Source organism: Paenibacillus sp. IHB B 3084, from assembly GCF_001447315.1.
Taxonomy (GTDB): domain Bacteria; phylum Bacillota; class Bacilli; order Paenibacillales; family Paenibacillaceae; genus Paenibacillus.
Genome location: NZ_CP013203.1, coordinates 3251513 through 3264726 on the forward strand (window position 1 = coordinate 3251513; position 13214 = coordinate 3264726).

Genomic DNA, 13214 nt, shown 5'->3' on the forward strand with positions numbered 1-13214 from the left:
TATTGCTTCATAACGAATACCCACAGCTTAACCACTTCGCCATGATACGGCGAGGGAAGCTGCGGGTATTTTTTTACACCTATTTACCGCCCCTTGAGCGGTAGCCAAGCGAGTACATCCTGAATTTTCGCGTCCCAGTATCCCCATTCATGAGTCCCTGGACCCTCTTCGTAGGTCAGTGGAATCCCGGCAGTAACGCACGCTTGTCGAAAAGTCTGGTTTCCCTCATACAGAAAATCCTCCGTACCACAGCATTGGTAGAGCCGAGGGAGTGAAGTTCCCAAGGGAGCATGACGTTGTAGCAGCTCCAGCAAGTCATGATCTGTTCCGCGTATTTCATCTGGACCAAAAATGTGACTCCATTCCGCCGAACTCATCGCTTTATGTATAGGGTCGATGCGTGCCGCATGTAAATCCATCACCCCCGAGAGACTGGCCGCGGCCGCAAAGCGCTCTGGATGCTGGAGTGCCAGTTTGAAGGCGCCGTACCCGCCCATGGAAAGACCTGCAACAAAATTGTCTTCCCGCTTAGCGGACAAGGGAAAGAAGGAGCGTGCCAAAGCTGGCAGTTCTTCACTGATAAAGGTTCCATATGCCCCTCCCTGCTCCATATCCGCATAAAAACTCCGGTGTACCTGTGGCATTACAACAGCAATGCCCAGTGAAGCAACGTAGCGTTCAATGGAGGTTCTGCGTAACCAGATCGAATCATCGTCCGACAGGCCGTGCAGCAAATACAGTGTAGGGTGTGGCCCGGTTCCTTGCTTGCCCTCCAGTCCTATCTGCGAACGGGTTTCCTGAGGGAGAATAACATGCATGGATGTGTTCAAGCCAAGGATTTCTGAATAAAATTGACATTGGATAAGAGCCATAGAAAAACCTCTTTTACTAGGGATTTTGTGACCTTATTACAGTGATCTAGTATACGACTGATGATTTATTCAGTATAACGTAGCCTGTCCAAATATACATATCCAAGTAAATAACTAGGCATTAAGTCCCGAGTCTCATGTATCCTACATAAGGACGGGTTATGGTTATATGGGACGATTTTTTTAATTTGGGGGTTATTTGGGTTTGATTTCTGGTAAAGTGTTTAAAAAAGAATGGTGAAGCCAATCAAAGGAGGAATTCAGAGTATGGGAAATAAGTTCAGAAACACGATTACTGGTGTATTGAGCACAGGTCTTATTCTTAGCGCATTCAGCGCAGCAGCAGCCGCCCCTCAGAATACAAGCGGTCATTGGGCAGGAGACCAAGTACAACGTTGGTCGGCTACAGGAAAATTAGACGGTGCGGTGAAAACGGATGCAGCCATCACACGTGCAGAATTTATCGTTCTCTTGAACCGTAGTCTCGGTACGTTCACGCAGGATACTCCAGCCGTGACGGACGTAACGTATGCGGACAGTGTTCAGGTAAACGGTAATGGAAACAGAACATTCAAAGATGTACCAGCTTCGCACTGGGCATACAATGAACTGACAAATGCCGTGAATGCAGGTTACATAAGCGGCTATGCAGATAACAAGCTCAAACCGAATGGGAAAGTAACACGTCAGGAAGCAGCGGCTATTGTGGGCAAAGCCATTGGACTGACAGCAGGTAACGCGGCAGATGTCACCAAGTTCATAGACTCCGACAAAATCGGATCATGGGCGAAGAAAAGTGTAGCTGCCGCTGCGGAGCAAAAAATTATCAATGGTTATCCTGATGGTAAATTCCAGCCATTGAAGTCGCTGACACGTGCAGAAGCGGTTGCCATTCTGGATGCAGCTTCCGGTTACAACCTGAGCGCGGTTGATAATCTTACATCGACTCCTGGCGGAACGGTAACAGATTCCACATACAGTAACGTTACGGATTCGACGTATGGTAACACGTCTACTTCTTCTGGAAGCGAAACAGAAGATAGCAGTACCAGCACAGAAAGCACAACGAATAACAGCACTAATACGACTACGGATACTACGAACAGCTCCACAACAACAGATACAAGCACCGATACAACTACAGATACAAACACTGATGCGGTAGCTACCAGTGATACACTTAAAGTAAACGAAGTGTATGACGGCGAAGGTACGATCACAGGGACAGCTAAAGCAGGTTCCACAGTAACCGCCTATTCCAATGATTTGCCAATCGGTAGTGCAGTAGCCAAGGACGACGGCACGTTCAGCATTAGCGTGCTTACTCAAAAAGCCACTGTTAGACTGATTATCAAAGCTGTGGATGCCGACGGTAACGAAAGTTCGCCTGTAGAAATTTCTGTTTCAGGCAAACGCAGCGAGTAAGGCCATCCTGTCACTTCATATCGGCAATTCATGATTTTGATATCGAAATTTTGAATCTGTCATGCTAAAATCCCTCTTTAACTCCGCTGGTACCCATCCAGGCGGTAGTCGAAGGGGGATTTTTGCTATGCTGCTATGCGAAGTTTATTCACTTATGCCATCTTCTACAATAGGCTCCTGCTGTTCGCGTGTCTGCGACTCAGGCGATGCGCTTCCGCCGCGAACAGCCACAATGCGCTGCTGCGCACGGTAGGTATCACGGCTGATTCGGGTGCGTTCAACGGTCTTGCCATCCACGATCTTCATTCGGTACGTTTCCACCACGTATCCTGCCTTGCCCTGCCGAAGCACCTGATAGAAGCCGGGGGAAAGTGAGTCATTACGGATTGTCTTCTCTGGAATGGGTAATACACGAACCGTACGCGATTCCAGCTCATAGGACACATTGGACGGGAAGGTGCCGAAAAATTTGACGGTCAGCGTCCGGTTTTGGACAGTGGCATGAAGGAGCAAATGCTTACCGGTATTGTTTTTGAAGCGAAAATTGATGGACCCCGTAGCAAAAGTCGCATCCTGCCCTTTGGGCAAATAGCTGACCGGCATGGAATGGTTGCGGCGCTCAACAATGTCCAGACCGACTCGCAGCGCCGCATTGTAGACGGTGCTGGATACCTGACAAATCCCGCCGCCGATGCCCGGTTCCAATTGTCCATTCACGATCACCGGGGCTTCACGAAAGCCGTGTTTGCGCTCAGCCTTGGCAATGATTTGACCGTAATCGAATATCTCGCCCGGCTTGAGAATCAAACCGTCAACGGTGCTTGCCGCTGAATTGACGTTGTACACACGTCCTTCCGAGCTGCTGCCAAGGCTGGTGGAAAACTGGACGATTTTGCGCTCAATCCCTTCGCTTCGCAGACCGTCCACCGAAATTTCCGGCTCTAGTTGACGAAACGGCAACTCCACCCGCACTGACTCCCCGGAAGCAGTAAAGTCCTTGGGCAGCGCCTTATCGAGCGCTACGCCCAGTTTGGACCAATCCAGGCGACTGGCAGAGCGGCCCGGAATATAGCGAACCTGATCGTCCCCGTCGATCTGGCGCGTGGCATTGACAGGTTTGCCGTATCGTTGTTCCTCCCAATCAGCTCCCAGCCTGGCCTGTAAGGCCGACTCTTGCCGGGAAGGTGTGATGGTCCATTCTTTTCCAAAGGAAAACCGCGTCAGCGCGCGAGTCCAAAGATGCTCCGAGCCGAGCGCGTTCACGGCATCACGGAATGCCTCCGTTTCATAGTGAATACCCGCTTCCCCGAGCGTAAGCTTGATATCCTGCGCGCTACTGTCGCTGTCCGTCAAGATTAGGGGGCGTTGCTTCAATGCATTTAGTTTCGTGTCCAGCAGTCGAAGCGCGGCTGTTTTATTCATGGTTCCCAAATTGACTCCTCCGACTGTTACGCCTTTCGGCAGCGTTTGCCTGTCGGCGTACAGATGCAGTCCTCCCCACAACATGGCCAACGCCAGAATTACAGTCCATATCCAGATGAAGGATAAATGAATTTTTTTCATAATGCGGCTGTCTCCTGTCTCGTAAGCTTGGCAGCGTGTTCATGTGCCATAATATTCATATATATGTGCCAAAAGCAGAAAACTTTCGGTACTATTTAGGTAACAAATTTGTTACAATGATAAACGGTATGATGAAATACAGGACTTTTTAAAGGAAATGCATGGAATATGTCGAATGGATATTAAGTTATACGTATTATGATTAAGCAGCGGGAAGTGATCGAGTGATTGAAATGCAGGATGTGTGGAAGACCTATACTAATGGAACCCACGCACTTCAGGGAGTATCGGTCAAAATTGACCGTAATGAATTCGTATACGTAGTCGGCCCGTCCGGGGCGGGTAAATCGACTTTTATGAAGCTTATTTATAGAGAAGAAGTACCGACCAAGGGGCAAATTTCAGTTAATGGATTTAATATCGGGAAGCTCAAGCAGCGTAAAATTCCCTACGTTCGTCGTAACATCGGAGTCATTTTTCAGGATTTCCGGCTTTTGCCGCGTTTGACGGCCTATGAGAATGTCGCTTTTGCGATGGAAGTCATTGAGGCTCCCAAGAAGCTGATTCGCAAACGGGTGCCGGAAGTGCTCGAATTGGTTGGCTTGAAAACGAAAATGAATCGCGAGCCTGCCCAGCTTTCCGGTGGGGAGCAGCAGCGCGTAGCTATTGCACGGGCTATTGTCAACAATCCGTCCGTGATCATTGCCGATGAACCCACAGGTAATTTGGACCCCGAAACATCGTGGGAGATCATGCAGTTGCTGGACGAAATTAATTTTCGCGGCACGACCATTGTTATGGCGACACACAATAAGGACATCGTAAACTCCATGCGTAAACGCGTCATTGCCATCGAAAATGGCAACATCGTAAGGGATCAGGTGAGAGGGGAGTACGGATATGACTTTTAATACCTTCTTGCGTCATCTGCGGGAAGGCTTCAAAAACATATTCCGCAATGGCTGGATGTCCGTGGCATCCGTCACCTCGATTGTTGTGTCACTGCTTATACTGGGTGTGTTTATTATGCTGGTGCTTAACGTCAACTCCTTGGCTGATCAGGCGGATAGCCAGGTGGAGGTTAACGTATTTTTGGAGCTGAATGTAGAACAAAACATGCGTGAAACGCTACAAAAGGAAATCGCGGCGATGCCGGAAATTAGCAAAACCACCTTTATCACCAAAGCTCAAGGCTTGGAGGAGCTGCGAAAAGATTTGGGAGACAGCGGCAAGGAGCTGCTGGAAGGTTTTGATAAGGACAGCAATCCGCTTCCGGACAAAATCGTTGTAGAGGTCATTGAACCGACGACGGTCCCATTTGTGGCTGAGAAGATTGAGAAGCTGAACACGATACATCCGGAGAAACCGATTTTAAAGGTCCGTTACGGAAAAGGTACCGTGGAGACGCTCTTCACCATTACCAAGCTCATCCGTAATGTGGGCTTTGTATTCGTAGCTGGATTGGGACTTATGTCCATGTTCCTGATTTCGAATACGATCCGCGTGACCATTTTGGCACGACGCAAAGAGATTGGCATTATGAAACTGGTTGGTGCGACCAACTTTTTTATACGATGGCCGTTTTTTATTGAAGGTGCGCTTATTGGCCTGATGGGTTCTGTGATTACGGTAGGTATTTTGTTTGCTGGTTATCAGCGTTTGCTTACAGCCGTTCAAGGCGATATTGCACTGAATATGTTGAAGCTTATGCCGCTTCAGAGCGTTTGGATTCAATTGAGTGCCCTGCTAATCATTTTGGGAATGCTCGTCGGGATTGTAGGCAGTACCCTATCCATGCGCAAGTTCTTGAAAGTATAAAGATTCATTGGTGGACGTCACAGTCGGTATTCTTTAGAACGGGGAAGCCGGTGTTATTTTGCGATAAAGGATGGGGAGTGCAAGTTGAAAAAAACAGGATCTGTGTTGGCCGCTACTTTGGTAGCCGCATTGCTAATCCAGCCTTCTGACGGATATGCCAAAAGCATGCATGAAATCAATTCGCAACTGAATCAATTGGAAAAGCAGGCCCAATCTGCCAAGCAACAGCAGGAAAAGGCGGCTCAAGATAAACAGTATGCCCAACATTACAAAAATAAAACCGTGCAAAACCTGAAAATTGTACTCGACCAGATTAACAGCGTCAGCGACCAGTTGACTCGTGTAGCGGTTCAGATTGATCAAACCGAAGATAATCTGCGTGCAACCAAAAAAGATTTATCTGAAGCCATTGACCGCATTCAGGCACGTGAAAAGATGCTGGAAACCCGTGTGCGCTTGATGTATACGGACGGAACGGTCTCGTATATGGACGTGCTTATGTCTTCGGCCAGCTTTAGCGATTTCCTCAGCCGGGTGGATTCCCTGAAAACGATCGTGGAGCAGGATCAAATCCTGTTGGACGAGCATAAAAAGGACAAGGCTCTGGTCGTAAGCAAGAAGAAGCAGCTCGACACAGAATATAAAAATGCCAAGAAGCTGTATGCGCTCAAGCAGGACGCCAAAGTAGAACTGAATTCGAAGGAAAAAGAGAAGCAAAGACTGATTGCCAATTACGATCATGATATTGCTGAGTCAGATGAAATCAGCGAAGAGCAAAATGATATGCTGGTAGCCCTTGCTAACAAACGTGTGGGTCTGGTGCAGCAGAAAAACAAGCTCAGAGCGGAGCAGGCTGCCAAAGCAGCACGCGCTAGAGCGGCTGCACGTGCTGCTGAAGCCAAGCGATATGCTTCTTCTTCAGGCGCCGGCTCGAATTCCAGCCATGCGGCAGCCAGTACGTATACGGGCGGATCAGGCACATTGGCTTTACCTGTATCCCATTACCGACTCTCATCTACTTTTGGCATGCGGGTACATCCGATTACCGGCAAGCTTAAAGGCCACACAGGCATTGATATGGCGGCTCCGCAGGGAACCGATATTCATGCAGCAGAAGACGGTGTTGTCATTGTTGCGGAGTGGTGGAGTGGCTATGGAAACACGGTTGTGATTGACCATGGAGACGGGCTATGGACCCTGTACGGACATATTCGCAATGGTGGTACGGTGGTGCGTACAGGACAGACTGTGAAACGCGGTCAAAAAATTGCAGAAGTTGGTTCGACGGGCAATTCCACGGGACCTCACTGTCATTTTGAGGTGCGCGAGAATAACAAACCCGTAAATCCGATGAACTATTTATAGTAGATAAGGTAAGCCCTATTTGTAACCAATTCGGTTGTAAATAGGGCTTTGCTTTAATAGCTGTATTCCCGGTGCAGAACAGGTGCATTGAGACACGGAGTAGGATACAATTAACATATTCCGTACAAGCTAGACGTATACTGCGTGGATGGTTATGCGTTGTGAGGATAGGAACCAAGATAAATAGAAGGCGGTGGACGATTAGATGTTGAAAAAAAGTACAGCGGTACTCTTGATGGTGATCGGGCTGCTAGGCGGCAGTCTGCTCACTTTTGCTTATACTGGAGCGACGACAGTGGGAAACAGCGCTCTGGGCGAAGGACTGCTGGCGAGTGTGACAGGTAGCAGTTCCACCTCCAGAAGTGATATCCGTAAAATCGAGACAGCGATGGATCTGATCCAGGGGCAATATTATCAGAACGTCGACCGTACCAAGCTGGTGGACGGAGCCATCAACGGTATGATGGAATCGCTCGACGACCCATATTCCTCTTACATGGGCAAAGAAACAGCACAGCAGTTTGAACAGTCCATTGAAGGCTCCTTTACCGGAATCGGGGCCGAGGTAGCGGCAGAAAACGGAAAAGTGGTCGTGGTAACGCCAATTAAAGGCTCTCCGGCCGAGAAGGCAGGACTGCGCTCCAAGGACATTATTTTGTCCGTTAACGGTGAAACGCTAGACGGATTGGATCTGAACAAGGCCGTTTCCAAAATACGTGGACCTAAAGGCAGTCAGGCCAAGGTTAAAATCCAGCGTAGCGGCTCTCCTGATCCGTTGGAATACACCATTACCCGTGACAGCATTGATATGGAAACCGTGACGGCTCATATGGAAAGCGGCGGTGTAGGTGTAATCACGATTACCCAGTTCTCCTTGAATACAGCAGATCGTTTCAAAGAAGAACTCGCAAAGCTGGAAAAACAAGGGCTTAAAGGACTCGTCATCGACGTGCGTAATAACCCGGGCGGCGTACTTTCCGTCGTGATTGATATTGCACAGCAATTTGTACCTGCTGGCAAAACGATCGTACAGGTGGAAGACAAAAATCAGAAGCGCGAAGAAGAGAAATCCAAAGGATCAAGCAAGAAATATCCGGTGACACTGCTCATGAATAAAGGTAGCGCAAGCGCGTCCGAAATTCTGGCAGGAGCTCTCCAGCAATCGGCTGGCGCAGTATTGATCGGGGAAAATTCCTTTGGTAAAGGTACTGTACAAACCAGCTATGACAAGCAAATGGGCGACGGTAGTCTGCTCAAAATCACGATTGCCAAATGGCTGACGCCAAATGGAACGTGGATTCACAAAAAAGGCATTAAACCGAATATTGCGGTGGATCAGCCTGAATTCTTCACAGCAGCGCCACTCAACAAGGAAAAGCCGTTGAAATACAATATGAATAGCGGCGATGTGAAAAATGCGCAAATCATTCTGCAAGGCTTAGGCTACAAGCCGGGTCGCGAAGACGGCTATTTTGATAAAGTGACGGAAAGCTCCGTTCTTGCTTTTCAAAAACAGGCGAAGCTGACGGCTAACGGTGTGATTGATGCGAAGACAGCGGCGGCGATGGAAGCCAAGCTGATCGAAAAAATCCGTGATCCGAAAAACGACAATCAACTCAAGCAGGGGATTGAAGAGATTCGGAAGGAAATGAAGACCAGCGCAGCGAAATAATAATAAGGCTACAACAAAGGGGGCTGGAAACAGCCTCCTTTTATTTTGGGATTTATTTGCAGTCTGCCGGATTGTCTTCCCTACGTTGGCAATTTCATATAGAATAAATGGATATGAAATGTACGTGATCCGCTAAACAGCGGGCCAGGGGCATAAGGAGTGTGAATGAACTTGGAATGGGCTTTACAATGGGGATGGAGCGTTCTAAATGCTTGCTTGTACCTGCTTTTGCAGCCGTTTTACTATATCTCGATACTCATTGTCGCGCTTGGCTATCGTCGGCAAATGCTGCTGGAGCGCAAGCTCTTTCATACCAAGCTGCATAATTGGGCGGGTGAGACGTGGCGTGTGGTCTGGAGTGGTCTAATCGCGGGGCTGGCCCTGTCCGCTCTGGGAATGTTCGTAAGTGTCCATCTGACCTCGGCTTCTATCGTTTGCCTGTGGGTGACCACATTGCTGCTTATGCTGGTACGCGTGCGTTACCTGTGCCTGGCCTATTCGGTGGGCCTGCTGGGTGTAGCCCAGTTTGCTTTGAACGTGGCAGAAGGCTGGCAGCCTGTGGGAGCGCTTGGAGTATCGGTGGCAGCCATCCGTGGATTGGATATTCCGGCTTTGCTGGTGCTGGTTGCTGTGCTGCATGTGGCTGAGGCGCTGTTGGTTCGCTGGCAGGGAGGAAAAGCCGCAACGCCACTGTTCGTGGAGGGCAAGCGGGGAAGGCTGGTCGGAGGCTATCGAATGGAAGACCTCTGGCCCATTCCGTTGATGCTTCTGGTTCCTGTTCAGGGAGGTTTTACGCTTCCGTGGACGCCGCTGTTTGGTGATGGAACCGGATATATGCTGGCAGCCTTGCCTGTTCTTATGGGCTTCAGCAGCGTGACGTTAGGCCAGTTGCCACGCCAGAAGGCGGTGCTAACGTCCAACCGCCTGCTTCTCTACAGCGTAGCCTTGCTCCTGCTAGGCCTGCTGGCGGCGTGGTGGAGTCCGCTGGCGCTGGTGGCAGCGTTGTTCTCCTTCCTGGCCCATGAGGCGCTGATCTGGTACGGTAACATGGAGGAGAGCCGCCTCAGCCCTATGTTTGTTCATCCGGAGCAAGGACTGCGTGTACTGGCTGTGCTGCCGGATAGTCCGGCGACGGCGATGGGCATTCTGCCCGGCGAGGCCATTTACCGCGTGAACAGCGTCGTCGTGAACAGTCGTAACGAGCTGCACCAAGCCTTGCGGATCAACTCCGCTTTTTGCAAGCTGGAGGTACGCAATCTTCAAGGTGAGAGCAAGTTTGTGCAGCGCGGCATGTATGATGGTGATCACCACCAATTGGGAGTCGTGCTTGCTCCGGACGCGGACGCAAGCTGGGCTGTATCCATACGCCCTGCCTCGATCTACCGGATTGTTGCCATGCGCTTGGGCGCACGGCGGCGCAAAGGTGGACAGGCATCCAAGACGGAGAGTCCAAGTTTGGACACGATAGAAAAATAGATGGTACAGCGAGAGGGCAGTTTTATTTGACTAGATTCTAATAAGGCTGTCCTCTTTTTATATTCAGACAGTAGCCTGCTTGAAATGACTATTATGATCGAGATACAATGAATATGTAATGCGATATCTTGATGAACCGAATGCCTATTATGTGTGTCAAGCAGGGAGAGGGAAAGATGAATGCGATTCACTTTATTCGAGAGTACATCAGGCATCCACGCAGCGTAGGTGCTATCATACCAAGCTCAAGACAGTTGGCCAAGCAAATTGCCACACCGATTTTTTTTGACCAAGCATCGTGCATCATTGAGTACGGTGCAGGTACCGGTGTGTTTACGCAAGAACTGATTAAGAACAAGCGCCCGGATACACTACTGCTAGTGATTGAGGCCAATGAATCGTTTTACAAAACATTGCAAAGCAAGTACGGGCACTTGGAGCAAGTACACGTCATTCATGGATCGGCCGAGCATGTAGCCCGGTATATGAAACAGTATCATGTCTCAAAAGTGGATTACGTCGTATCAGGACTCCCTTTTACCAGTTTACCAGCCGCTTTATCCAGCCTGATTTTGGGACAAACGGCTGAAGTATTGGGTCAGGAGGGCAAATTTATTACGTTCCAGTATAGTAAGGTAAAACACAATTTTTTTCGTACTTTCTTTGGTGACATCCAAATCAAAAAGGTACATTACAACGTCCCGCCCGCCTATGTTTTCACTTGCAGCCTGTAATCGGTCAGCTATGTAGAGGATTAGAATAGATACGAATGTGAAGATACGGATTTCCATGAGAAGACCTGGTCAGCGTCATTAAGATGTTGAAAAGGTCTTTTTTGTTGAGCGTTTTGGAAGAAAATTGTAACGCATGGCCCTTTCAAATGATCTAATAGATAGGCAACTTGAAAGGAGGACTCCTTTGAATATCGAGAATGAGGTACAGTGTCTTGCAATTGGCTAGTAACTGGGGAATTTCAACAGCAGGCGGGAGTGCATTTATGCGAGCGGGTGACTTGGGACTTCAGAAGGTCGAAGAAGCAGGTCTTGTAACAAAAATGGCGGCCAGCAGCACTCATAACGGAACCCAGCTCCGTATCTCGCAAGTTGCTTATGATGGTGTGCGTATGGCTTTGACACTGGAAAGTAACCGGGAGGACTTGGGCACAACGCTGCATGAACGAATTGAAGATATTACGTTATGGTGCAATGGCAAACCATTTCAATTTGATGGTCCTTCGCTAATTACTAACTCTGGAGGCACATCAGGTTCCGTCATCGTTTATTATACTGATTTGGAGAGAATGTACTCGACAGGTAAAGGACTTCCTGACCAATTTAAACTAACGGCAGAAATACAAATTACAGGAATAAAACAGCCCTTTAAGCTTGAATTACCTGTACAAAAGATTCCTTCTAAAAACTTGGTGCTCACGCCTCGAATGGAAAAATCAAATGATTTTACCCGTTTGGTTGTGGAAAAATTAGAGATGACACCGATGTCTACCATGATCGTGACCAAGACCCATTACATAAGCTCTGGCCCGACTACGTATGGGAGTGAGGCATACGGGTATGGACTGGCTATGAATACACTGGGTTACGCGGTTTTGGATGATGAGGGGCAGGAACAACAATGGGTTACTGGGGATTCAGGAGGACGTCCCGGAACTAAAACAAGGACAGGTATTCACCAAATCCTCGTAGCTCCCTTTGAGAAAACACCGAAATTCATCACCATTAAACCCTATTTTAATGTAACCGGGCCGGGAGGCAAACCTGTATACGATGAACAAGGAAATTCGAAAAGAACATACCTGCCTGAACTAGAAATGAAAATTCCAATCGGAGAAAATAAGCTCAAGTAAGGTTTGAGTTTGAGGTAGATACGGAGAACTCTTCGGATGAAGTAGATCTGGAGAGTTCTTTCCGGAGATATAGGGATATGTTAAAATGCAAAATTTGTTTAAGGAATCATATTTTAAAATGGGACTTAACCTATATATTACATATGCTGGAACCTGTTAGATTTTGTGCGATTCAACGATAAATCTGAACTTTTGTTAAAGGAGATTTATATATGGTAAAACCGCTGATGTTCATGCGTTGGTGTGAGTATTATGAATTAAGTGATCGTGAGACAGATTTTATATCGTTTTTTATGATGAATTTCTCGGCTGCCCGATCAGGCAACCAACCAAAGCTTAGAGAGCAATTTATCGATATTCAGAAAAAAACCTTTCCTGAATACCCGTTTGATATCACCCCGGAGGAACTGGATTATCCCAAATTTGAAGGACTGATGAGACAGGTGTTGAAAATTCATTTTGACACGGCGGAACTGCTATACTCCTTCTATCTTCAAAAGCTGTGCGCCCCCTTGGCAGAATACATTTTATCCACTGGAGAGTCAGAGCCTGCACGCATCTATTATAAGCTTATTCAAAAGGACAAGGTACGGTAGGGGAGATGGGTGTGAATCAACAAGAGTTTCTGAATAGATTGAAGAAGAATGATGAAAATATTGAAAACGGTTTAAGTATTCGTAAAAGCATTGGAAGGCAATGAAGGTTCCATTTCCCTCCAGTAAATAGCTGCTACTGATAAAGGAAAATGTGATTCTTCTACACCAATATCGCAATCCATAGGTAAATACCCAAGCTTGTTTTTCCTCAGGCAATTCAAAAGTGTGTGGGTTTATTTCTGTTAAACATATATCGTTCTTAAGCTCTATATCTAGGGAGAGAAATAGTAGCTAGAACAACTTTGCAGCGAATTCATGTTCTACTATATGGCTATATAGAATAATCTTTGGATATGGACCTTCCGTCCAACAAATGGTTCGATATGCAGGCTTGGTCGGTAGAACGTATAGCAGAGCTGTACTATTACACATTTGTCAACAAGAAGCCGGTAACGGTATTACCTTGATGCAAACGGCAAACCCATCATGTGCGGTGTGAATACGGCTGTTGCAACACTTGTAGATCCGGGCCAATTCTGGATTTCGGACGGAGAGGAGAGTGT

12 protein-coding genes are annotated in these 13214 nt (G+C 47.8%); 10 read left to right on the plus strand and 2 right to left on the minus strand.

Annotated features, from left to right (window positions below; all coding sequences use genetic code 11):
* Positions 1 to 83 precede the first annotated feature (83 nt).
* Positions 84 to 872 carry an alpha/beta hydrolase gene (locus ASL14_RS15260; protein ID WP_134912225.1) on the minus strand — a complete coding sequence of 263 codons (789 nt, stop codon included), beginning with the start codon at positions 870 to 872 and terminating at the stop codon, positions 84 to 86.
* Positions 873 to 1139: 267 nt separating this feature from the next.
* Here ASL14_RS15260 and ASL14_RS15265 point away from each other — a divergent pair, with 267 nt between their 5' ends.
* The gene (locus tag ASL14_RS15265; protein ID WP_134912226.1) at positions 1140 to 2297 is read left to right on the plus strand and encodes an S-layer homology domain-containing protein; all 1158 of its coding nucleotides are present in this window, start codon (positions 1140 to 1142) and stop codon (positions 2295 to 2297) included.
* 144 nt (positions 2298 to 2441) lie between these two features.
* On the opposite strand, the gene ASL14_RS15270 is transcribed toward ASL14_RS15265, so the two are convergent.
* Positions 2442 to 3860 carry a VanW family protein gene (locus ASL14_RS15270; protein WP_134912227.1) on the minus strand — a complete coding sequence of 473 codons (1419 nt, stop codon included), beginning with the start codon at positions 3858 to 3860 and terminating at the stop codon, positions 2442 to 2444.
* Between the two features lie 224 nt (positions 3861 to 4084).
* Here ASL14_RS15270 and ftsE point away from each other — a divergent pair, with 224 nt between their 5' ends.
* The 9 genes from ftsE to ASL14_RS15315 all read left to right on the plus strand — a co-directional run bounded on the left by ftsE (position 4085) and on the right by ASL14_RS15315 (position 13118).
* The gene (gene ftsE, locus ASL14_RS15275; RefSeq protein ID WP_014278394.1) at positions 4085 to 4771 is read left to right on the plus strand and encodes a cell division ATP-binding protein FtsE; all 687 of its coding nucleotides are present in this window, start codon (positions 4085 to 4087) and stop codon (positions 4769 to 4771) included.
* Positions 4761 to 5678: a permease-like cell division protein FtsX gene (gene ftsX, locus ASL14_RS15280; RefSeq protein ID WP_134912228.1), complete on the plus strand. Its 918-nt coding sequence runs from the start codon at positions 4761 to 4763 to the stop codon at positions 5676 to 5678. The genes ftsE and ftsX overlap by 11 nt, the downstream gene beginning before the upstream one ends.
* 84 nt (positions 5679 to 5762) lie before the next feature.
* Entirely contained in the window at positions 5763 to 7043 is a 1281-nt protein-coding gene (locus tag ASL14_RS15285; protein WP_134912229.1) for a murein hydrolase activator EnvC family protein, read from the plus strand.
* Between the two features lie 205 nt (positions 7044 to 7248).
* A complete protein-coding gene (locus ASL14_RS15290; protein WP_134912230.1) occupies positions 7249 to 8715 on the plus strand; it encodes a S41 family peptidase in 1467 nt (488 codons plus the stop codon).
* Between the two features lie 165 nt (positions 8716 to 8880).
* Complete coding sequence (locus ASL14_RS15295) at positions 8881 to 10191, plus strand: serine protease (RefSeq protein ID WP_134912231.1); 1311 nt, start codon at positions 8881 to 8883, stop codon at positions 10189 to 10191.
* 176 nt (positions 10192 to 10367) lie between these two features.
* Positions 10368 to 10925: a class I SAM-dependent methyltransferase gene (locus ASL14_RS15300; protein ID WP_134912232.1), complete on the plus strand. Its 558-nt coding sequence runs from the start codon at positions 10368 to 10370 to the stop codon at positions 10923 to 10925.
* Positions 10926 to 11137: 212 nt separating this feature from the next.
* The gene (locus tag ASL14_RS15305; RefSeq protein ID WP_134912233.1) at positions 11138 to 12055 is read left to right on the plus strand and encodes a DUF5643 domain-containing protein; all 918 of its coding nucleotides are present in this window, start codon (positions 11138 to 11140) and stop codon (positions 12053 to 12055) included.
* Between the two features lie 212 nt (positions 12056 to 12267).
* A complete protein-coding gene (locus ASL14_RS15310) occupies positions 12268 to 12651 on the plus strand; it encodes a hypothetical protein (protein WP_134912234.1) in 384 nt (127 codons plus the stop codon).
* Between the two features lie 353 nt (positions 12652 to 13004).
* The gene (locus tag ASL14_RS15315; RefSeq protein ID WP_134912235.1) at positions 13005 to 13118 is read left to right on the plus strand and encodes a glycoside hydrolase family 48 protein; all 114 of its coding nucleotides are present in this window, start codon (positions 13005 to 13007) and stop codon (positions 13116 to 13118) included.
* Positions 13119 to 13214 lie beyond the last annotated feature (96 nt).